The organism is Luteibacter sp., assembly GCF_036500425.1.
Taxonomy (GTDB): domain Bacteria; phylum Pseudomonadota; class Gammaproteobacteria; order Xanthomonadales; family Rhodanobacteraceae; genus Luteibacter.
Genome location: NZ_DASYCB010000044.1, coordinates 14,395 through 34,884, shown reverse-complemented (window position 1 = coordinate 34,884; position 20,490 = coordinate 14,395). Strand labels below are relative to the sequence as shown.

The 20,490-nt window shown below is 65.2% G+C and carries 20 protein-coding genes; 7 read left to right on the top strand and 13 right to left on the bottom strand.

Translation table 11 applies throughout. The features are described from left to right. Positions 1–15 precede the first annotated feature (15 nt). From VGN46_RS10660 to VGN46_RS10645, 4 genes are all read right to left on the bottom strand, one after another. Positions 16–1,113 (bottom strand): acetylornithine deacetylase, encoded by a 1,098-nt coding sequence (locus VGN46_RS10660; protein ID WP_331643535.1) that lies wholly within the window; start codon positions 1,111–1,113, stop codon positions 16–18. Between the two features lie 9 nt (positions 1,114–1,122). Further along, positions 1,123–2,331, bottom strand: coding sequence for an argininosuccinate synthase (locus VGN46_RS10655; RefSeq protein WP_331643533.1), 1,209 nt, complete (start codon positions 2,329–2,331; stop codon positions 1,123–1,125). Between the two features lie 47 nt (positions 2,332–2,378). Then, positions 2,379–3,410, bottom strand: coding sequence for an N-acetylornithine carbamoyltransferase (locus tag VGN46_RS10650; protein WP_331643531.1), 1,032 nt, complete (start codon positions 3,408–3,410; stop codon positions 2,379–2,381). 381 nt (positions 3,411–3,791) lie between these two features. After that, positions 3,792–4,352, bottom strand: coding sequence for a glycine zipper 2TM domain-containing protein (locus VGN46_RS10645; protein ID WP_331643529.1), 561 nt, complete (start codon positions 4,350–4,352; stop codon positions 3,792–3,794). Between the two features lie 206 nt (positions 4,353–4,558). On the opposite strand from VGN46_RS10645, the gene cysS reads away from it, so the two are divergent. Together cysS and VGN46_RS10635 are read left to right on the top strand one after the other, a co-directional pair. Beyond that, positions 4,559–5,938: a cysteine--tRNA ligase gene (gene cysS, locus VGN46_RS10640; RefSeq protein ID WP_331643526.1), complete on the top strand. Its 1,380-nt coding sequence runs from the start codon at positions 4,559–4,561 to the stop codon at positions 5,936–5,938. Then, on the top strand, positions 5,935–6,375 hold the full coding sequence (locus VGN46_RS10635; RefSeq protein WP_331643524.1) for a SufE family protein: 441 nt from the start codon (positions 5,935–5,937) through the stop codon (positions 6,373–6,375). Before cysS ends, VGN46_RS10635 begins: the two co-directional genes overlap by 4 nt. Before the next feature lie 75 nt (positions 6,376–6,450). Here VGN46_RS10635 and VGN46_RS10630 read toward each other — a convergent pair whose 3' ends face one another. Both VGN46_RS10630 and dksA read right to left on the bottom strand, forming a co-directional pair. Further along, positions 6,451–7,869 carry a nicotinate phosphoribosyltransferase gene (locus VGN46_RS10630; protein ID WP_331643522.1) on the bottom strand — a complete coding sequence of 473 codons (1,419 nt, stop codon included), beginning with the start codon at positions 7,867–7,869 and terminating at the stop codon, positions 6,451–6,453. A 76-nt stretch (positions 7,870–7,945) separates the two neighbouring features. Beyond that, positions 7,946–8,959: an RNA polymerase-binding protein DksA gene (dksA, locus tag VGN46_RS10625; protein ID WP_331643520.1), complete on the bottom strand. Its 1,014-nt coding sequence runs from the start codon at positions 8,957–8,959 to the stop codon at positions 7,946–7,948. 120 nt (positions 8,960–9,079) lie between these two features. On the opposite strand from dksA, the gene yidD reads away from it, so the two are divergent. The 3 genes from yidD to VGN46_RS10610 all read left to right on the top strand — a co-directional run bounded on the left by yidD (position 9,080) and on the right by VGN46_RS10610 (position 11,557). Beyond that, a complete protein-coding gene (gene yidD / locus VGN46_RS10620; RefSeq protein WP_331643518.1) occupies positions 9,080–9,340 on the top strand; it encodes a membrane protein insertion efficiency factor YidD in 261 nt (86 codons plus the stop codon). Next, a complete protein-coding gene (locus VGN46_RS10615) occupies positions 9,333–10,673 on the top strand; it encodes a dihydroorotase (RefSeq protein ID WP_331643516.1) in 1,341 nt (446 codons plus the stop codon). The genes yidD and VGN46_RS10615 overlap by 8 nt, the downstream gene beginning before the upstream one ends. Before the next feature lie 95 nt (positions 10,674–10,768). Further along, positions 10,769–11,557: a M23 family metallopeptidase gene (locus tag VGN46_RS10610; protein WP_414675248.1), complete on the top strand. Its 789-nt coding sequence runs from the start codon at positions 10,769–10,771 to the stop codon at positions 11,555–11,557. 99 nt (positions 11,558–11,656) lie between these two features. Here the strand turns inward: VGN46_RS10610 and folE2 are convergent, their stop codons facing one another. The 7 genes from folE2 to efp all read right to left on the bottom strand — a co-directional run bounded on the left by folE2 (position 11,657) and on the right by efp (position 17,208). Continuing rightward, a complete protein-coding gene (gene folE2 / locus VGN46_RS10605; RefSeq protein ID WP_331643514.1) occupies positions 11,657–12,580 on the bottom strand; it encodes a GTP cyclohydrolase FolE2 in 924 nt (307 codons plus the stop codon). A 96-nt stretch (positions 12,581–12,676) separates the two neighbouring features. Then, positions 12,677–13,513: a squalene/phytoene synthase family protein gene (locus tag VGN46_RS10600; protein ID WP_331643512.1), complete on the bottom strand. Its 837-nt coding sequence runs from the start codon at positions 13,511–13,513 to the stop codon at positions 12,677–12,679. Further along, on the bottom strand, positions 13,510–14,190 hold the full coding sequence (locus VGN46_RS10595; RefSeq protein WP_331643510.1) for an HAD-IA family hydrolase: 681 nt from the start codon (positions 14,188–14,190) through the stop codon (positions 13,510–13,512). Before VGN46_RS10595 ends, VGN46_RS10600 begins: the two co-directional genes overlap by 4 nt. After that, positions 14,187–14,918, bottom strand: coding sequence for a bifunctional 2-polyprenyl-6-hydroxyphenol methylase/3-demethylubiquinol 3-O-methyltransferase UbiG (gene ubiG / locus VGN46_RS10590; RefSeq protein ID WP_331643508.1), 732 nt, complete (start codon positions 14,916–14,918; stop codon positions 14,187–14,189). The genes VGN46_RS10595 and ubiG overlap by 4 nt, the downstream gene beginning before the upstream one ends. A gap of 10 nt (positions 14,919–14,928) precedes the next feature. Then, complete coding sequence (locus VGN46_RS10585; RefSeq protein ID WP_331643506.1) at positions 14,929–15,204, bottom strand: YciI family protein; 276 nt, start codon at positions 15,202–15,204, stop codon at positions 14,929–14,931. After that, positions 15,201–16,541: a TRZ/ATZ family hydrolase gene (locus VGN46_RS10580; protein WP_331643504.1), complete on the bottom strand. Its 1,341-nt coding sequence runs from the start codon at positions 16,539–16,541 to the stop codon at positions 15,201–15,203. The genes VGN46_RS10585 and VGN46_RS10580 overlap by 4 nt, the downstream gene beginning before the upstream one ends. Positions 16,542–16,626: 85 nt before the next feature. Beyond that, positions 16,627–17,208: an elongation factor P gene (gene efp, locus VGN46_RS10575; protein ID WP_331643502.1), complete on the bottom strand. Its 582-nt coding sequence runs from the start codon at positions 17,206–17,208 to the stop codon at positions 16,627–16,629. An 88-nt stretch (positions 17,209–17,296) separates the two neighbouring features. Here efp and epmB point away from each other — a divergent pair, with 88 nt between their 5' ends. Together epmB and VGN46_RS10565 are read left to right on the top strand one after the other, a co-directional pair. Continuing rightward, on the top strand, positions 17,297–18,322 hold the full coding sequence (gene epmB / locus VGN46_RS10570) for an EF-P beta-lysylation protein EpmB (protein ID WP_331643500.1): 1,026 nt from the start codon (positions 17,297–17,299) through the stop codon (positions 18,320–18,322). Positions 18,323–18,425: 103 nt separating this feature from the next. Further along, on the top strand, positions 18,426–20,489 hold the full coding sequence (locus tag VGN46_RS10565; RefSeq protein WP_331643498.1) for an EAL domain-containing response regulator: 2,064 nt from the start codon (positions 18,426–18,428) through the stop codon (positions 20,487–20,489). Position 20,490 lies beyond the last annotated feature (1 nt).

The window sequence follows — 20,490 nt, the reverse complement described above, 5'->3', positions numbered from 1 at the left end:
TTACGGGTGTGCTTGTTAGATTCCACGATCAACGATCCGATGGATGGTCTGGGCGTAGTGGGCGAGCTGGTCGAGGGCGACCCACTCATCGGCGGTATGCGCCTGGGCAATATCGCCAGGACCATAGACGAAGCAGGTGTAACCCGCCTTGGAGAACAGTGCCGCTTCGGTCCAGAAGTCCACGGCATTACCCACCGGGATCTCCAGCTCATCCGCGAGGTCACGCGCGGCAAGGCGGCGTGCCTCGGCGGTCGCCGTGTCACCCGCCGGCAGCGAGTCGCCGCGGAAGGTTTCGCCGTACTCCACCGGGTGCGGTTCCACCAGCGTGCGGAAGGTTTCCAACAGTTGGTCAGCGTCCATGGTCGGCAGCGGACGGAAGCCGAAACGGATGTCGGTCGTCGGGGCGATCATGTTCGCCTTGATGCCGCCTTCCACCTTGCCGATATTGAAACGCAAGCCGGTCAAGCCGCCGAAACGCTCGTGCGACAGCGCCTGCACGTGATCCAGCGCAGCGGCGCCCCACCGGATGCCCTGGTGCAGGGCGCTATCCGAAGGGGTCTGCTCACCAGAGGCATGCGCGGCGCGGCCCTTGAAGCGCATCTGCACCGAGTGGATGCCACGGTGCGCCAGCACGGCTTCGCCCCTGGTGGGCTCGGCAACGATCACGGCGTCATAAGCGGGCTTGCCCTTGAGGAAGCCATCGATGCAACGCGCATCGTTGGCTTCTTCATCGGTGGAGAGCAGCAGCGCCATGTCGCCGTTCGATGCATTAGCGACGGCGACGAGCGCTGCAGCGGCGCCCTTGATGTCGCAGGCACCCAGGCCGATGGCCCGGTCTTCGGTCAGGCGCAGCTCGTGCGGGCTGGCGGTCCAGTGCGGACTATCCGGCACGGTATCGAGGTGCACGTTGAACAGCACCTTCGGCTTGCCACGCACAGCGTAGAGATTCACCGCGCCTGCGCCAAAGTCGGTCACCTGCACGTCGAAACCGGGGAGGTTCGCGCGCAGGTAATCGAAGATGCCGCCGGTGCCGATCTCACGCGGCGGGTTGCGCGTGTCGAATGACACGAGCGCGCGCAGGTGATCCAGGGTTTCCTTCAGGAGCTTATCCATGGGCCTCGTTCACTTGCCGCCGTTGGCGCGGTCGACTTCAGCCCAGATCGTCGAGCTCATGCCGTACAGCTTGATGAAGCCCTCGGCCTCGGCCACGCCCCAGTCGGCGGCCTGCGCGTAGGTGGCCTTCTTCGAGTGCAGCAGGTTCTTCGATTCGACCTTTACCGCGTACACGGTGCCACCGCGGGTCTCGATGATGACCTTGCCATCGACCTTGCGCTGCGTGCTGACCAGGTAGGCTTCCAGGTCAGCCTTGATCGGGTCATTGAAGAAGCCTTCGTAGGCGACTTCCGTCCACTTGCGGCCAATCTCCGGTTTGAAGCGGTTCTGCTGCTTCGACAGCACCGTCTCTTCCAGCGCACGGTGTGCGGTGAGCAGCGCGGTGAGCGCCGGCGCCTCGAACACGATGCGGCCCTTCAGGCCGATGTTGGTGTCGCCCGTGTACAGGCTACGGCCCACGCCGTACTTCGCCAGCTCACGGTTGAGGAAGGCGAGGATTTCCGGACCGGTAGCGGCCTTGCCGTTGAGCATGGTGGCCACGCCCTTGTCGAAGCCCAGCTCAATACGCAGCGGTTCAGACGGCCATTCGGCGCGCGGTGCGCACCAGGCCACGGCGCCCTCTTCCGGGATCTCCCATGCATCGATCTCGCCGCCGGAGATGGTCACGCCGAGCACGTTCTCGTTGATCGTGTAGTGCTTGGTCTTGGCGCGGACTTCGAAACCCTTGTCTTCCAGGTACTTCTGCTCGTAAGCGCGGACCTGGGTGTGCTCGCGCTGGATCTCGCGGATCGGCGCGATGATCGTGTAATCGCCGAGTGCCTTCACGGTCAGGTCGAAGCGGACCTGGTCGTTGCCCATGCCGGTGCAGCCATGAGCGAACAGCTTGGTGCCGAGTTCATCGCAGCGCTCCAGCGAGGCCTGCACGATGAGGTAGCGGTCGGAGACCAGCAGCGGGTACTGGCCCTGGTAGAACTCGCCCGCCCAGATCAGCGGCGTGACGAAGCTGTCCCAGATCGCCTGCGAGGCATCGACCGTGCGATGCGAGGCGGCGCCCAACTCATGCGCGCGCTGTTCGATGTACTCACGCTCTTCGGTGGAGACACCGCCCGTATCCACGAACACGGTATGCACGGCATAGCCGCGCTCCATCAGGTAGGGGACGCAGAAGCTGGTGTCGAGGCCGCCCGAGAAGGCGAGGACGATATCTTTGCTGGACATGCTGGCTCCGGAAAAAGGCTGTGGGAAGGGCTAAAGGGCGGGACGAATCAGAAACCGAGTCCGGACTTCACGCCCGGCTGAGACATGAGCGAGGCCATGACGGCCTTCTGGACGTGCAGGCGGTTCTCCGCTTCGTCCACGGCGATGCAGGCCGGCGAATCCATCACCGCATCGGTCGCCTTGATGTTCCTGCGCAACGGCAGGCAGTGGCTAAAGAGGCCGTTATCGGTGAGGGCCATCTTGGCCTCGTCCACGATGAAGTGCTTATGCGCGTCGCGAATAGCCTTTTCCTGGTCCCAGCGACCGAAGTACGGCAGCGCACCCCAGCTCTTGGCGTAGACCACATGCGCGCCGCTGTAGGCGGCTTCGATATCGTGCGAGACCTGCAACGAGCCACCATTCTCTTTCGCGTTCTGCGCGGCGAAATCCATGTAGCGCTCGTCCAGGATGTACTCCGGGGTCGGGCACAGCAAGTTCACGTCCATGCCCATCTTGGTGGCTATGAGCAGCGCGGAGTTGGCGACCGCGGTGTTCAACGGCTTCGGATGGTAGGTCCAGGTCAACACGTATTTCTTGTTCTGCAGGTCACCCAGGTGCTCCTTCATCGCCAGCGCATGCGCCAGCTCCTGGCAGGGGTGGGTGATGGTTTCCATGTTGATGACCGGCACGGTCGCGTACTGCGCAAAGGCCTTGAGCACCTTGTCCTGGCGGTCTACCTGCCAATCCTGGAACTTCGGGAAGGCCCGGACCGCGATGAGGTCCACATAACGGGACAAGACGCGGGCGACCTCGGCGATGTGCTCTTCAGTATCGCCATCCATCACCGTGCCTACCTCAAACTCGATGGGCCACGCATCCTTGCCCGGCGCCAACACCACAGCATGGCCGCCCATCTGGAACGCGCCGATCTCGAAGCTGGTGCGGGTCCGCATGCTCGGGTTGAAGAACAGCAGCGCGATGGCCTTGCCGGCCAGCTGCTTGCCCTGGGGCGAGCGTTTGAACTCGGCAGCCTGCTCGAGCAGGGCATCGATCTCGGCGCGGCTGTAGTCAGTCGTGTTGAGGAAGTGGCGAACGGTCATGGCTATCCAGATCGGTCGGTGGCCTGGCGGGGCCGTGGGAAGAAGGGTGAATCCGAAACGAAAAAACCCGGCACGGGGCCGGGTTTTTTAGTCGATGCGAATGAAATGCGCGCGACAGCCTACCCGGCCGAGTATCCGATGTACGGTCGACGAGCACGGGACGTCATCCCCGCGGCCATGCGGGCGCTGGTGTAGACGTTCGATGTGTAGTCGGCGTGGGACACGGCGGGGTTCTTTTAGGTGAAGGGTCGATAATGCCGTGGATTGCTGCGCTGCGCAACTACCAGGACTGGCCGGGGCTTTGGCCGTCCGAACGGCCTCGCAGGAAAAGGAAAGGCCGCGATCGCTCGCGGCCTTTCCTCACTGCCTTGCCGGAACCTGTCAGTCGGCCGGGGACACGCTCACGCGGACGCGGAGACGCTCGCCCGGGTCGTAGTTCAGGCGGGAGACGTAGACCTCACCGCGGTAGCGGTACTCCACATCGTAGCCCGCGATACGGCGCTGCTCGGTCACCGAGCTCACATCGCGGCAGCGGGTTTCCGTGCCCTCGTAGGTACGATCGCCGCTGCGCGAGACATTGTTGCCGACTACGCCACCAGCGACTGCGCCAGCCACGGTCGCGGCCTTACGGCCATCGCCCTTGCCAACGGTATTGCCCAGCACGCCGCCCACCACGGCGCCAAGGATCGTACCGGCCGTGCTGCCGCTGCCCTGCTGGCGGGTCACCACCTGCTGGTCATAGCACTCCTGGCGCGGGGTCTCCACGCGCGACACGCCATACACCGGATCGACGCGCAGGACGTCGGCCCAGCCAAAGTGGGTGTTGTCATCCGGACCCGCGGACTGCGGCGGGGGCGGGGGCGGCGGCCCGTAACGATCCTGGGCACTGGCAGAGGTAGCGAAAGCCGCGAGGATCAACGCGGTGATGAGCAGGCGAGACATTTAGGAGAACCTCCAGCCAGGCGCACAGGCGCGCCTACTGGGTGATATTTCATCAAGATCACGCTGAATCCACGCTTAGGTCTTCTCCGGCGAATTCACGGGCCTGCTGTCAACCATTTCCCGGTTCGCGCGTGGGCGGGCATGGCCCGGCCTTGCTACTATTTCAGGCCGGCCCAGGCCGCCGGCCCGCCCCGCATGGACACCCGATGACGATCTCGCTCTACAACACCCTGACGCGCCGCACGGAGGCGTTCGCCCCGCTCGATCCGAACCGGGTGACCATGTATGTCTGCGGGCCCACGGTCTACAACTACATCCACATCGGCAACGCCCGCCCCCCCGTCGTCTTCGACGTGCTGGCCAGCCTGCTGCGCCGCCATTTCCCGAAGCTGGTCTACGCCCGGAACATCACCGACGTGGACGACAAGATCAACAACGCCGCGGCCTCCGCCGGGGTGCCGATCACCGAGATCACCGGCCGCTACGCCCAGGCCTATCGTGATGACATTGCCAAGCTGGGCGTGGCCCCGCCCGACGTGGAGCCCCATGCCACGGCGCATATCGCTGAGATCATCACCATGATCCAGCGCCTGATTGCCTCCGGCCACGCCTACCATGCCGAGGGCCACGTGCTGTTCCAGGTGTCGTCTTACCCTGAATACGGCGCCCTCTCTGGCCGCGACCCGGACGAACTGATCGCCGGCGCCCGCGTCGAGGTGGCTCCGTACAAGCGCGAGCCGGGTGATTTCGTCCTGTGGAAGCCCTCGGATGAGACGCTGCCCGGCTGGGACAGCCCCTGGGGCCGCGGCCGCCCGGGCTGGCACATCGAGTGCTCGGCCATGAGCGAGGCCCACCTGGGCGACACCATCGATATTCATGCCGGCGGGGTCGACCTGACCTTCCCGCATCATGAGAACGAGATCGCCCAGAGCGTCTGCGCCCATGGCGGCAAGCCGTTCGCCCGGTACTGGCTGCACAACGGCATGCTGACCTACGAAGGCCGGAAGATGTCAAAGTCGCTGGGCAACGTCCTTCAGCTGCACGAACTGCTCACCCAGCACTCCGGCGAGGCCCTGCGCCTGATGCTGCTGCGCGGCCATTATCGCCAGCCCCTTGATTGGTCGGATGCCGCCCTCACCCAGTCGGTACGCACGCTGGACGGCTGGTATGGCGCCCTGCGCGATATGGCCGACGTGCTGCCGGGTGCCTTTGTGGTGCCGCAGGCGGTGGAAGCGGCGCTATGCGACGACCTGAACACGCCGCAGGCCCTGGCCGAGCTTTCCCAGCTGGCCGATGCCGCGCGGCGGGCGACCGGCGACGAACGCATCGCCGCCAAAGCCGCCCTGCTCGGCGGTGGTGCACTACTGGGCTTACTCCAGCAAGAGCCGGAAGCCTGGTTCCAGCAGGGCAAGCCGGGCGACGCTGTTGATGCCGCCATGGTCGAAGCGCTGCTCGAAGAACGCCGCGCCGCCCGCGCGGGCAAGGATTTCGCAAGGTCCGATGCCATCCGCGACCAGCTCAAGGCGCTGGGCATCACCATTGAAGACGGCGCGCAGGGCACGCGCTGGAGCGTAGTGAAGGCATGAATGACCTCGTAGCACCGCAGGAACCCACCGCCGCCGAAGCGCAGGCCGCCATCGCCGAGGAATTTGCATTCTTCGGTGACTGGACCGAGCGCTATCAGTACCTGATCGACCTGGGGCGGCAGCTGCCGCCGTTCCCGGACGATGAGAAGAATGAGGAAAACCGCATCCACGGGTGTCAGTCCATGGTGTGGATGATCCCGTCGGGTGACGCCTCGCGGATGGATTTCGAGGCGATCAGCGATTCGGCCATCGTTTCCGGCCTGATCGCCCTGCTGTTGCGCGTGTATTCCGGGCGCTCGGCGCAGGAGATCGTCGATACCGAGCCGAGTTACATCCAGGAGATCGGCCTGGCGAAGCACCTCTCGCCCACGCGCTCCAACGGCCTGGTGGCCATGCTGGCGAAGGTGAAGGCTTACGCGGCTGCGGCCCTGGCCTGACCGCAGCCTGTTGTAGGAGCGCGCTTGCGCGCGATTCACGGTTGCGGCGAGCACCCATCGCGCGCAAGCGCGCTCCTACAAGGTTGCGCGGGTCCTGATTTCTGCGAAGGTCTGATCCTTTAGCAGCTCGCCGTTTTCCCACACGGTTTCCATCGCGTGCTCCCAACCGGGATCGAGGCGCATGTCCTCGGCTTTGGCGATACCGTCGGGGATCGGCACGGTCTTCCAGGTGCCGTACTCGCGGTGGCGGGTCAGGGTGAGCCGGCCGCGCTGGGAAAACTTGCCGGCATCGGTCACGGGGGCCTTGAACACATCGACCCACGCACCGTCGATGCGGGCGGCCGAACATTTCAGCGCGAATTTCTGCGTGTCGCGATCGACCTTCTGCAACAGCGCGCCGCCCATGCCGAAAGCGATATTGTCGGCCGAGTAACCGGCCCCGGTGATGCGCTCGAGGATCGCGCGGATGCTCTGCGGGTTCACGCCATCGCCCTGGATGACGCGGACATGGTTCAGCACCTTGTAGCCCTTGCCATTCACCGTGCAGCCGAACGCTTCATCCAGCAGCTCGATACATTGATGCACCACCTCCACCGGGTCGCCCGAATCAGGGCGCACGACCAGCGTGCCACCCGAGGCGATCACCTCGTCCCGCAACGCCTTGCCCCAGAGCTCGCGAATGGCGTGGAAAATGTCGTAGCTATCCGATACGACCGCGACCAGCGAAGCGGGCCGGGCGAACTGGCGAAGCATGTTGCGGTAGGCATCCACCTCGCGCTCACGGCCCCAACTGGTGATCGTGCTGTGCTCGGCCGCGGGAATGGAGTATCCGGCCATCTCCTCGTGATAGAAGCTCCGCGCAGCCAGGACACCTTGCACCGTATCGGTGCCCATGAAATTGACCAGATGGGCCATGCCACCTAGCGCCGCCGATTCCGCACTCGACACCCCACGGGCGCCAAAGTCGTGCAGCTTGAAGGGCAACTGCCCCGCCGGATCCTCGCTGGTCTTCTCCAGGAAGCCTGCGATGGTGCGCTTCACCTGCCAGCTCACGGTTGCCACGGTCACCGGGTACCACAGCCGCAACAGCAGGGTCTCGAGGTAGCTGGGCAGCCAGAACGCTTCCGGGTCGGTGGATTCGATGGTGACCAGGGCCTGGTGGGTGGGTACCACACTGCCCTCGGACACCGCGCGGATGCGCATGGGCATGCGGCCACCGTGCACCTCGACGAGACGGCGCCAGCCTGCCTCGTTGAAGGGCTCGCCATGGGCGGCGAAGAAATCGCGCGCCTCATCGACGTCGGCGTGGGTCACCGGACGCGAAAGCCAACCCTTCAGGATGGCCTGGAGGCCAAAGAAGACCGTGCGGTCGTACAGGCCGCCGCGCGATTCCACGTAGAAAAAAGTGGCGTCGGTACCCGACGGGTACTGCAGCCAGTGGCTGGCCTTATAGCTATCGGTGTTGAGGATGAGGTTCTGGAGGTGCGGGAACACGGTATCTCCCTGGAACGTCAAACAAAAAACCCCGCCATGGGCGGGGTTCTTCATGGGTGACGACGCCTGCGGCGTGTCAGTCGCCCATCTGCTTCTGCAGATGCTCGCGGCGCTCCTGCGCATCGAGCGAGAGGGTCGCGATGGGACGCGCATCAAGGCGGGCCACACCGATCTCCTCGTCGGTCTCTTCGCAGAAACCGTAGCGGCCTTCCTCGATCCGGCGCAGGGCCTTGTCGATCTTGGAGATGAGCTTGCGGTAACGGTCGCGGGTGCGGAGCTCCAGCGAGTTTTCCGTCTCGCGGGTGGCACGCTCGGCTTCGTCGCCCACGTCACGGACTTCCTCGCGGAGGTTGTCCATGGTCTGGCGCGATTCCTCGACCAGCTGCTCTCGCCAATCCTTCAGCTTGTTGCGGAAGTAAGCGAGGTGGCGAGGACTCATGTACTCCTCGTCCTCACCGGGCTTGTAGCCCTTCGGCAGGTCAATGATGGTAGAAGCCGGCAGCGCATAGCGGCCGTCTTCGCGGGTGATTCCGTTTTCAAGAGTGGTGCTGTTCATGCTGGCTTGCGCGGACTTCTCGTTTCTGGATGGGGCAGCGCTGCCCACCGCGGACGCCTTGCGACCGATGGCGGGACTAGCGGCTTTGGCCGCTGGCGCCGGCGCGGGTGCCGGCGACGCCTTCACCTGCTGCTTTGGAGTGGCCTTGGCGGCAGAACGTTCAACCACCGGGGCCGATTTCTTTGCGGGGGCGGGCGCGGCCTTGTGGGCCGGTGCCTTTGCCGCGGATTTCACCGGCGCCTTCGTAGCCGCCGTTTTCGTCACGGGCGCCGCCTTCGCGGGCGCCTTCTTGGCGGCGGCAGGTTTCGCCACCGTCTTTACGGCCGCCTTTTTCGCCGGCGCCGCCGCTTTTTTTGGGGCCGCCTTGGTCACGGCCTTCGCGGTTTTCGCCGCGGGTTTGGCCGCAGCGCGCACCGCTGTCTTCGCCGGTGTCTTGCCCCCGGCCACAACCGTCCTGGTCTTCGTCGCGTCGCCCGCCCCGCCCTTCTTGGCGGCAGCCTTGGCAACGGTAGAGCTACGAGCGTCTTTCGCCATTTCCTTCACCTCGGTGGCCGTGGCGGCGGGGTGTTATAGCCCAGATGCGTTACCCCAGCAACCTATCTTCTGGGATACTGTTGGGCGACCGATGCAGGCACCCCACCTGGCTAAGAGATAGTGACCCGCCTCCTCCTCTTCCTGTTGTCCCTATACAAGCGGTGGCTCAGCCCCCTGCTAGGGGCCAATTGTCGGTTCCATCCATCCTGTTCCGATTACACACGGATTGCCATAGCCCGCTTTGGCCCACTCAAGGGCTCGCTGCTCGGTGGCTGGCGCATCCTGCGCTGCCAGCCCCTCTGCGAGGGCGGCCACGATCCCGTGCCTGAACAATTTGTCCTGCGCCGCTGCGGCGCCCAAGGAGCTCATACCCATGACTGATGCCTGGCTGATCAAGAACGCCGAACTGGTTAACGAGAACAAGCGATTCGTCGCCGACGTTCGCATCCGCGACGGAAAAATCGCGACGATCGCGCAGGGATTGGAAAAAGAGCGTGATGAAGAAGTGATCGATGCGAGGGGCTTGCTCCTGCTGCCCGGCATGATCGACGACCAGGTCCATTTCCGTGAACCGGGTCTCACCCAGAAAGCGGATATCGCCAGCGAATCACGCGCCTGCGCCGCGGGCGGTATCACCAGCTTCATGGAAATGCCCAATACCAAGCCGCCCGCGCTGGATCGGGACAGCCTCGAATACAAGTACGAGCTGGCCGCGAAATCGTCGGTGGTCAACTACGCCTTCTACATGGGCGCCAGCAACGACAACCTTGAGCACATCCGTAGCCTTGACCCCAAGGCGGCGCCGGGCGTGAAGGTATTCATGGGTGCTTCGACGGGCAACATGCTGGTGGATAACCCGGAAACGCTCGACGCGATCTTCAAGTACACGCCGGTGCCGATCATCACGCACTGCGAAGATACCCCGATGATCGACGCGAACCTGGCCAAGGCGCACGAAAAATACGGCGAGGACATCCCGGTATGGGAACACCCGAACATCCGCTCGCGCGAGGCCTGCATCAAGTCCACGCGCCTGGCCATCTCGCTGGCGAAGAAGCACAACACCCGCCTGCACGTCCTGCACATCTCCACTGCCGACGAGCTGGCGCTGTTCGAGCCGGGCCCGATCGAAGGCAAGCGGATCACCGCGGAAACCTGCGTGCACTTCCTGCATTTCGGCGGCAAGGCCGACTACGAGGAAAAGGGCTCGCTGATCAAGTGCAACCCGGCGATCAAGGAGGCATCTGATCGCGAGGCCATCACCAAGGCACTGGCCGAAGGCCGCCTGGATGTCCTGGCCACGGACCACGCCCCGCACCTGCTCGAAGAGAAGGCGCAGAAGTACGACAAGGCCCCGTCCGGCCTGCCGCTGGTCCAGTTCGCCCTGCAGGCCGCCCTGGAGCGCGTCGTGGAAGGCAAGCTGACCCTGGAGCGCGTGGTCGAGACCGTCTGCCACAACCCCGCCAAACTGTTTAGCGTCGAGAACCGTGGCTTCCTGCGCGAAGGGTACGCGGCCGACCTCGTCCTCGTGGATCCGAACAAGAAGCACACCGTGACCCGCGAGGAAGTGCTCTCCAAGTGCGGCTGGTCGCCGTTCGAGGGCACCACCTTCAGCAGCAGCATCGCCTCCACCTTCGTGAACGGTCAGCGCGTATTCGATGGCAAGCACGTTGACGGCAGCGTCCACGGCCAGCGCCTGACCTTCGCTCGATGAGAAAAACCGCAAAGGAGTGCATCGGCATCGCTAGCACCGATCGCGCGCAAGGGCGCTCCTACAAGAGCCTGCGCAAGTCTTGTGTAGGAGCGCGCTTGCGCGCGATGGCCCAGGGCGCCGCACTGATGTACGCCGCCACCGCTACCGCCGCGACCACCGACGTCCCGACGGCCATGTCCCAAGGCGCCCTGGTCATCGCCCACGCCCCGCCCGGCGCCGCCGTGCGGGTGAACGGCAAGCCGGTTCACGTCGGCGCGGATGGGCTGTTCGTGTTCGGTGCGGGCCGCGATGAAGCGGGACCGGTCAACGTCGCGGTCGGCGGCCAGACCTACCGGATCGCCGTAACCCCGCGCGACTGGCCGATCGAGCGTGTGGAAGGCGTGCCGCCCAAAACCGTAAACCCGCCGCCGGAGATCGCTTCCCGGATCCAACGCGAACAGGCGCAGGTGGTCGCGGCACGTAACCGCGATGACGCCCGCGAAGACTTCAACCATGGCTTCATCTGGCCGGTGACCGGGCGCATCAGCGGGCGGTTCGGCAACCAGCGCATCTACAACGGCGACCCCAAGGCGCCACACTCAGGCATGGATATCGCGGTGCCGGAAGGTACGCCGGTGAAGGCACCGGCGGGCGGCATCGTCACGTTTGCCCAGCCGGACCTTTACCTCACCGGCGGCACGGTGTTGCTGGATCACGGGTTCGGGCTGTCGTCGAATTTCCTGCACCTGTCACGCATTGACGTGAAGGTGGGGCAGCGTGTGCAGCAGGGGCAGGTGATCGGCGCGGCCGGCAAGACCGGGCGTGCGACCGGACCGCATGTGCATTGGGGATTCAACTGGTTCGGGATGCGGTTGGATCCGTTGTTGTTGCCGGGGATCCGGTAGCGCGTCGCTTCGGCTGATCGCGCGCAAGCGCGCTCCTACAGAAGACCTGCGCAGGCTCTTGTAGGAGCGTGCTTGCGCGCGATGGGTCCGCGATAACGCTCAGCGCGCCTTGCTGGCGAACGCCACTGCGTCGTGCGGGTGCAGGCTTTCGTGGTGGGCGACGCGGACGTGGAAATCAGCGACGCCACGATCCGCTTCCAGGGTCTTCTGGATCCGGCGGGCCGCGTCTTCGCAGAACATCAGGTTGCTACCGTTGGCGAGCGCGAACGCCTGCTCATCCGCACGCTTGACCGCGGTCTGCACCGGGGTGCCGAGTGCCGCTTCGACGTTATCGATCATGCCGATGAGGTTGAACACGCCCTCGCCCTTCGGCGCCACGCGGATCGTGGCCGTGCTGCGCTGGGCGTGTGGCGTGGCGATGATGCCCTGCTCCGTTCCCAGCCAGGCCAGGATCGTTTCGCGATCCATCGACTCGCCGGCCGGGAACGACCTGGCGAAATTGTCCTGGATGAGCTGGCGCGAAAGCGCTGCGGATGCGGGGCATGTCGACGAGTACACGACGTCGGTCGTGACTTCGAGGTGGAACTGATCGCCACGCATCGTCGCGTCAATCGTGATCGGATAAGCCCGCCAGCCACTGTTGTCGCTGCGCAGCGCCTGGCGGCGCACCAGATGTTCGAAGCCGATGGTGATGCGTGCGTGGTCCGAGAGACCCTCGTGCGAGGACAGGAACTCGCCAAGCAGCGAACGGATGCCCGCGACCGTCAGCGGACCCGCCGACAACGCCTCGGACACCAGCAGGTACAGGCGTGACATGTGAATGCCGCGCTTTTCCGGCTTCGTCAGGTTAACGAAGGCACCGACACGGGCGCCGGTGGAGCGCACGTCGCCATCACCGGCGTCGAAAGCCACAGGCATTTCCATGCCATCCATGCCGACCCAGTCGAGCGTACCAATCACGAGGGCATGCTCCTGCGACGCGACGTCAGGCAGCAGGCGGGTCGGGGAATCTTGGATGTACATCAGGGGTTCCTAGGGACGTAGGTCGTTTCCGGCCGTTCAGCCCGAAATGGGGGCCGCAGCCAACGGGTCAATGGTGTGTGCCCGGAAACGGTGCGTTCAGCCCAATCGACCGGCCTGCCGTGCCGCGCGCCAGGCGCGAAAGGCGGTTGCCGGGCCGGTGCGGGACTGGCGCTTGTGCAATTCAGCAAAGGGTTCGCCCGCACGAGCGGCGCCGCGGGCCGTGGCCAGCGCCGTACGGCCCTCCAGGCCACGGAAGGTGGACAGGGGTTGCCCGCGATCGAGCGCGGCGCTCAGGCCGGCTGCAAGCTCGGTCAACTGGGCCTTCAGGGCGTCGCGACGCCCCGGGGAGTCTTCCTTCAGCTGGCCACGGCTCAACCCATGCCGGGCCAGCCGCGACATCGGCAAGGGCAGCCGTTCGCGGTCCGCATCCAGCTCGAGCCGGGACAGGGCGAAGACCAGGTGCGACAACGTGGCAATCTCGGCAGCCGCGTCGCTAGGCGCGTCGGCGCCGAACCACCAGGCATTCTCCAGCGCCGCGAGGGCGCCGTGCATGTTGCGCGAGGCCATGACCTGTCCGGCGAAGTCCGACGAGGTGCCCTGCTCCAGCTGGGCCATGGCCGCGAGCACCGGCGCGATCCATAGCTGCGGCGAGATCGCCTTGGCGCGTGCACTGGCGAACAGCACCTTGGTCAGCGGATGGCGGCCGCCACTGGCGGCAGCACCGGAAAGCTCCTCTGCCCACCACTGCAGCTTGGCCGCGGCCACCTGGGGTTCACGGATGCCATAGGCTGAAGAAATCAGTTCCTGCTCGAACGCAGCCAGCGCGACACGCTCATCGCGCACGTCGGGATGGACGAAGCCCACGGCGATACGCTGCTGGGGCTGGATCGCCAGCCATTTGTCGACGTAACTCTGGATAGCGCCGTCGCTCATGCCGACACCTCACCGACGCCCAGCAGTGCAGCCAGGTCGTCCGGATGATCGACCACGGCATCAGCACCCCAGGCATCGGGATCGCCGCCATCGAGGTAGCCCCAGCGTACGGCCACGGTGAACAGACCAGCGGCGTGACCCGCGACGATGTCACGCCGGTCATCGCCGACGAACACCGAGCGCGCCGGCGCGCAGCCGGCGGTCTCGCAAGCGAGCAGCACCGGCGCCGGATCGGGCTTTTTTACCGGCAACGTATCGCCCGAGACCACGGCGGCGGGATGCCAGTGCGGCACCGCTTGCGGCAGGAGCCCATCCGTGAGGAACCCCGGCTTGTTGGTGACGATACCCCAGCGGATGCCCGCACCCACGAGGCCGGCGAGCATCGGCTCGACACCGGCGAAGGCCACCGTGTGCGTCGCCATGTTCGCTTCGTACAACGCGAGATAGCGCGGCACCAGCGCAAGCACGCCAGCGTCATCAAGCTGCGGAAAACCTACGCTGATGATCGCGCGCGAACCACGCGATACGACGGGGCGTACGGCGTCATACGGCGGAGGCACAACACCTTCTTCCGCACACAGCAGGTTCAGCGCGTGCTGCAGGTCCAGGCCGCTATCGAGCAGCGTGCCATCGAGATCGAAGAACACGCCCTCCGGCGTGAACGGCAGAATGCTCACGCCGGCTTCCTCGCCGCGAGCACGTAGTTCACGGCCGTGTTGCGGGTGAGGCTCGCATTACGCGTCAGCGGGTTGTACGCGAGGCCCGAGATGTCCTCGAGCTCCAGGCCGACATGGCGCAGCATGGTCGCGACTTCGGACGGCTTGAGGAACTGCGCGTAGTGATGGGTGCCGCGCGGCAGCAGGCGCATCAGGTACTCCGCACCGACGATCGCGGCGCCAAAGGCGGCCGGCGTGCGGTTCAGCGTGGAAAGGAACAGCTGGCCGCCGGGCTTGAGCATGGCGGCGAGGTCGCGGATGAGCACGAACGGATCGGGCACGTGCTCGATCATTTCCATGCAACAAACGACGTCGAACGATTCGTGTTCGGCAGCGGCGAGCTCTTCTGACGACTGCACGCGGTAGTCGACCTGGAGGTTCGATTCGAACAGGTGCAGCTTCGCAATCTCGATCAGCTTGGCGCCGAGGTCGATGGCCGTGACGTTGGCACCCGCGCGAGCCAGGGCTTCGCTGAGCAGGCCGCCACCACAACCGACATCGACCACCTTCGCGCCGCGCAGGTTGGCGCGGCCGGCGACATAGGCGGAGCGGACTGGGTTCAGGTCATGCAACGGGCGGGATTCGCCATCGGGATCCCACCAGCGCGCGGCGAGCTTTTCAAATCGCGCGATTTCTTCGGCGCTGACGTTGGCGTTGGCGTTGGCGTTGGCGTTGGCGTTGGTTTGCATCGTGGTTGCCTCAGGGAAAACGGCGCACGCGCCACTCGTGGACAGTAAGGGTGGACGAGCCGCTGGTATGCAGCGGGTCACCATGGACGATCTGTGTCGCGGTTTCCAGATCGGCCGCACGCAACAGGTAAGCGCCGCCGGTGCCATCGGTAAACGGGCCGGTCATTTCGAGCAGGCCTCGTTCGATGAGGTTTTCAAGAAACACCATGTGCTCCTGCGCCGCCGACGCCTGGAAGCCCGGATTGCGCATGGCCATCACGAGGTAGAGGTGGATCGTTTCGCTCACTCGGCATCTCCCGCGGCAATCTGCTCGCGCCAGCCGCGCGCCTTGTCGCGGATGGCTTCGACATCCACCCCGACCAGCGTTTTGTTATTGAGCTTGCGCTGACCATCGATCCATACATCACTCACCTGGTGGCGGCCGGTGGCATACACCAGCTGCGACGCCACGTGGTACAGCGGCTGCGTTTCCAGGTCATCGAGACGCACCGCGGCGAGGTCGGCGCGCTTGCCCGGCTCGATCGAGCCGATCTTCTCGCCCAGGCCAATCGCCTTCGCGCCATTCAGCGTGGCAGCGCGCAGGGCGCTGGCCGCATCGAACGCGGCGGCATCGCCGGCCACAGCTTTCGCCAGCATCGCCGCCGTACGCATTTCGCCGAACATGTCGAGATCGTTGTTGGAGGCGCAACCATCGGTGCCGATGCACACGTTGACGCCCGCCACACGCAGCTTCTCCGCCGGGCAGAATCCGGAGGCGAGCTTGAGGTTGGATTCGGGGCAATGCACCACGGACACGCCAGCGGCGGCGCACGCGGCGATCTCACCGTCGGTCAGCTGGGTCATGTGCACGGCGATGAGCCGCTCGTTCACCAGACCGAGTTTCTGCAGGCGTTCAAACGGGCGCATGCCATCGCGGGCGGCGCCCTCTTCCACTTCCTGCGCGGTCTCGTGGGTGTGCAGGTGGACTGGGATATCGAGCTGCTCGGACAGGACGCGGATGCGTTCGAAGTTCTCGTCGGAGACCGTGTATGGCGCATGCGGTGCGAAGGCGGTGGTGAGCAGAGGCTCGCCGCGCAGGCTGTCGTGCACTTCCTCGGCGCGCAGGAAATACTCGTCCGAGGTTGTCGCCCACGGCGTGGGGAAATCGATGACCGGCAGGCCGATAACCGCGCGGAAACCCATCTGGCGATACGTCGCCGCGATCACATCAGGGAAGAAATAGTTTTCGTTGGCACAGGTGGTGCCGCCACGAATCATCTCGGCCACGGCGAGCTCGACGCCATCGCGGATGAAGTCTGGACCCATCACGCGGCCTTCGGCCGGCCAGATATGCTCCTGCAGCCAGACCATGAGTGGCAGGTCGTCGGCCAGGCCGCGCAGCAGCGTCATCGGGTTGTGCGTATGCGAGTTCACCAGGCCGGGGATCAGCGCGTGCTCGCTTAGCGACACCCGTTCGCGCGGTGTGTAGTGCTGGCGCGCTTCATCGGCCGGCAGGATGGCGAGGATCTCGCCCTTGTCGATGGCGACAGCGTGGTCGTCGAGCACCACGCCGTGCGGTTCCACCGGAACCACCCAACGGGCTTCGATGAGGAGATCGATTTCTCGGATGTCGTTGGAGCTCATGAAGACCTTTTCCTTACGCCTGATAAGCGAACGGCACGGCGCCCTGGGGGCGGCCGTGCCGTCGTGTACGTCGATCAAAGACGCCTTACTTGACGCGGCTGTCGTATTCGCCGGTACGCGTATCCACCTTGATCGTTTCATCCTGATTGACGAACAGCGGCACGCGGACCACCGCACCCGTCTCGAGCGTGGCCGGCTTGCCGCCACCACCCGAGGTATCACCGCGGACGCCCGGATCGGTTTCAACGATCTTCAGCTCAACGAACTTCGGCGCCTGGACCGAAATGATCTGGGTTTCATTGAAAATGGTGATGACGCACTGTTCGTCGCCCTTCAGCCACTTCCAGGTATCGCCCATGGCGGCCAGATTGGCGCGGTACTGCTCAAAGGTCTCCGAGTGCATGAAGATCCATTCGCGTTCGTCGCCCGTGCCTTCGATGTACGAGAAGCTGGCGTCGGTATCGGTGGCATTCGCCTCTTCGTACGAATCGCTCGACTTCAGGGTGAGCTCGGTCGTACGGCCGTCTTTCAGGTTGCGGACGCGGATGCGGGTGAAGGCCTGGCCCTTGCCCGGCTTGACGAATTCCGCTTCGGTGATGACCCAGGGGTCGCCGTTGTGGAGGATCTTCTTGCCCGTTTTGACGTCATTGAGGCCAAGGGTCGCCATGTGTTGCATGCTCCAGAGGTGAATCCGCCCGCAGGGCGGCTAAAATAGGGGTCTGTTACGGGCCGTATAGCCCGCCCCAAGGCCCACCATGATAACCGCAAGCCCCACTTCCCGCCTACCGACGCCCGCCCAAGGCTGGCGCGAGGCCTGGCGGGAGGCCATTACCAACGCCGGCGAACTCCTGCAGGCGGTCGGCCTCGGCCACCGCGCCGACCTGCTCCCGGCCGATGACGCCGGGTTCCCCCTGAGGGTCCCCCGGGGCTTCGTGGCACGCATGCGCCAGGGCGACCCTGACGACCCTTTGCTCCAGCAGGTGCTGCCCCGCGCCGCCGAGCACGTGGCTGCGCCGGGCTATAGCGTGGATGCGGTGGGCGACATGGCCGCGAAGGCCGGCCACGGCCTGCTACACAAGTACGACGGGCGGGCACTGCTGATCGCCAGCGGGTCGTGCGCGATCAACTGCCGGTATTGCTTCCGCCGACATTTCCCCTACGGCGAGGAAATCGCCGCGGCGGCGCAGTGGCGTGAGGCGCTGGCCCACGTCGCCGCCGACACCTCGATCCGCGAGCTCATCCTCTCCGGCGGCGACCCGCTCTCGCTGGCCACGCACAAGCTCGAAGAGCTGACCCGCGGCTTGGCCGAGATGCCCCACGTGATCCGCCTGCGCATCCACACCCGCTTGCCGGTGGTGCTGCCCGAGCGGGTGGATGATGCCTTTGTCGCCTGGCTAGCCTCCCTGCCCCTGCAAAAAGTCGTGGTGCTACACGCGAATCACGCCAACGAGTTCGATGCCGCGGTGGATACGGCGTGCGCCCGTCTACGCGAGGCCGGGGCGACCCTGCTCAATCAGTCGGTGCTCCTGCGCGGCGTGAACAACGATGCCGCGGCCCTCGCCGAGCTGTGCGAGCGGGCCTTCGCCGCCGGGGTGCTTCCCTATTACCTGCACCAGCTCGACAAGGTCACCGGGGCAGCGCACTTCGAGGTGGCCGATGAAGCGGCCCTTGCCCTGGTGGAGGCGCTGCGCGCCCGGCTACCTGGGTACCTTGTCCCAAAACTCGTGCGTGAACTGCCTGGTGACCCCTCAAAGCGTCCTATTGCCGATTTCGCGCGCTAGTATGGGACCCATCCTGCCGGCCAGCCTGGCAGGACCGCGCGACAGGGGGTGCACACTGGCTATCCGGTGTGCCGGGGTGGAACTGCGGTAGCCAAGAAGAAACATGAAACACGACAACGTCATTCGCGTCCTCTTTATCGAATCGTCGGTGGAAGAGGCGGAACTGCTGATCAATGTCCTGCGCAACGGCGGCATCGCCGTGCGCGCGTCCCGTGCCACCAACGCCGATGAGATCCGGGCCTGCCTGGATGAACAGGTGCCCGACCTCGTGCTGCTGAACCCGCGGGTTCCCAGCATCGAACCCGCGCTGGTGCTGCGCCAACTCGACGCGAGTGGGCGTGACCTGGCCGCCATCGCCGTGCTGGAGCACCTCGACGATGACGAGGTCTCCGACCTCCTCGCCGGTGGCGTCCGCGGCGTAGCCTTGCGCAAACGCCACGACCAGATCCTTGCCACGGTTCACCGTGAGTTCCAGTCGCTGTCGATGCGCCGCCAGGTGCGCCGCCTGGAAACGGCCCTGCGCGAAACCGAGCGCCGCTGCGATTCGCTGCTGGATTCGTCACGGGATGCCATCGCCTACGTGCACGAAGGCATGCACGTCCGCGTGAACCAGGCCTACCTCGAGGCCTTTGGCTTCAACGAATACGACGACATCATCGGCCTGCCGATCCTGGATCTGATCTCCGGGACGCACTCCGATGATTTCAAAAACGCCCTGCGCGGCGTTTCAAAGGGCGAGAAAACCCCGCCCCCCATGGAGCTCCTCGCCCGTCGCGACGACAGCAGCACCTTCAAGGCCGTGGTCGAGTTCGCCCAGGCCACCTTCGAAGGCGAGGCCTGCCTGCAGATCGTGTTCCGCCAGCAGACCGTAGACCCGGCGCTGGTCGCCCAGCTTTACCAGGATCCGGTCACCGGCCTGTTCAATCGCGCGCGTACGCTGGAGCATATCGACGAGGCGGTGGCCTCGGCGGCCGCCGGTCGGGCTGGCCAGGCGGTGCTCCTGATCGAGCCGGATAACTGGAAGGAGCTGGTCGCCAGCGCCGGTATCGCGAATGCCGACCAGGTTCTGGCCAGCCTTGCCACGCGGATCAAGGATGCCCTCGATGAGGAGGACGTGCCGGGCGTACTCGGCGACCACACCTTCGGCATCGTGCTCGCCCCACGCGGCGACCTGGAGCACGCCGCACTGACCGAGCGCCTGCGCGCGTCGATCGCCGACGCGATCGTGGATGCCGGCACGCGCTCGCTCACCGTGACCATCACCGTCGGCGGCACGCTGCTTGCCGAAAAGAACGCTAACGCCGAGACCGTCCTCGACCAGGCTAGCGCCGCGCTGCGCAATGCCCAGAACCAGGGCGGCAATCGCGTGGAGCTGCACGACCCGGCGGCGCGCGAGAAGGCCGACGCCGAGCGTGAGCAGTACTGGCTTGACCTGGTCCGTGAGGCACTCGCCCAGGATGGTCTGCGCCTGTACCACCAGCAGATCATCAGCCTGCAGGACGCCGCAGGCGAGCACTACGACATCCTGGTCCGCATGCGCGGACCCAAGGGCGATGTGCTGCCCTCGTACTTCTTCCCGGTCGCCGAGCGTAACGGCCTGCTACCAGCGATCGACCGCTGGGTGCTCGGCCACGCTATCGACGCCCTCGCCCACCGCGAGAACGACGGCCTGACGACCACATACTTTGTGAAGATCACCGCCCAGTCGCTGGAAGACCCGGACCTGCTGCCGTGGCTGAAGCGTCGCCTGGAAACGGCCAAGCTGCGCCGCAGCCAGCTGGTGATCGCCATGCCGGAATCGAAGGTACTGACCATGCTGCGCAAGGCGCAGGAGTTCTCGGCCGGCTGGCGTCAATCAGGCGGCAAGTTCGCGATTGAACAGTTCGGCTCGGGCCTGAACTCGTTCCAGATGCTGAACCACGTCGAGGCCGATTTCCTGAAGATCGACCGCAGCTACATGACCGACCTGCCGCAACACCCGGAAAACCAGAAGCGTATTTCCGACATCTGCAAGGAAGGCCATGCCACTGGCAAACAAACGGTCGCCGAGTGGGTCGAGGATGCGGTGAGCACCTCGCTGCTGTTTGCCTGCGGGGTCGACTTTGTGCAGGGTAACTTCCTGCAGGAGCCGGCTAAGGTATTGGCGGAAGAGTATTTGCCAGTCTGAG

Bases quoted from the DNA above. Each gene is read 5' to 3' on its own strand.
- VGN46_RS10660 (WP_331643535.1), bottom strand. From the start codon at position 1,113: ATGGATAAGCTCCTGAAGGAAACCCTGGATCACCTGCGCGCGCTCGTG.
- VGN46_RS10655 (WP_331643533.1), bottom strand. From the start codon at position 2,331: ATGTCCAGCAAAGATATCGTCCTCGCCTTCTCGGGCGGCCTCGACACC.
- VGN46_RS10650 (WP_331643531.1), bottom strand. From the start codon at position 3,410: ATGACCGTTCGCCACTTCCTCAACACGACTGACTACAGCCGCGCCGAG.
- VGN46_RS10645 (WP_331643529.1), bottom strand. From the start codon at position 4,352: ATGTCTCGCCTGCTCATCACCGCGTTGATCCTCGCGGCTTTCGCTACC.
- cysS (WP_331643526.1), top strand. From the start codon at position 4,559: ATGACGATCTCGCTCTACAACACCCTGACGCGCCGCACGGAGGCGTTC.
- VGN46_RS10635 (WP_331643524.1), top strand. From the start codon at position 5,935: ATGAATGACCTCGTAGCACCGCAGGAACCCACCGCCGCCGAAGCGCAG.
- dksA (WP_331643520.1), bottom strand. From the start codon at position 8,959: ATGGCGAAAGACGCTCGTAGCTCTACCGTTGCCAAGGCTGCCGCCAAG.
- VGN46_RS10615 (WP_331643516.1), top strand. From the start codon at position 9,333: ATGACTGATGCCTGGCTGATCAAGAACGCCGAACTGGTTAACGAGAAC.
- folE2 (WP_331643514.1), bottom strand. From the start codon at position 12,580: ATGTACATCCAAGATTCCCCGACCCGCCTGCTGCCTGACGTCGCGTCG.
- VGN46_RS10600 (WP_331643512.1), bottom strand. From the start codon at position 13,513: ATGAGCGACGGCGCTATCCAGAGTTACGTCGACAAATGGCTGGCGATC.
- ubiG (WP_331643508.1), bottom strand. From the start codon at position 14,918: ATGCAAACCAACGCCAACGCCAACGCCAACGCCAACGCCAACGTCAGC.
- VGN46_RS10580 (WP_331643504.1), bottom strand. From the start codon at position 16,541: ATGAGCTCCAACGACATCCGAGAAATCGATCTCCTCATCGAAGCCCGT.
- efp (WP_331643502.1), bottom strand. From the start codon at position 17,208: ATGGCGACCCTTGGCCTCAATGACGTCAAAACGGGCAAGAAGATCCTC.
- epmB (WP_331643500.1), top strand. From the start codon at position 17,297: ATGATAACCGCAAGCCCCACTTCCCGCCTACCGACGCCCGCCCAAGGC.
- VGN46_RS10565 (WP_331643498.1), top strand. From the start codon at position 18,426: ATGAAACACGACAACGTCATTCGCGTCCTCTTTATCGAATCGTCGGTG.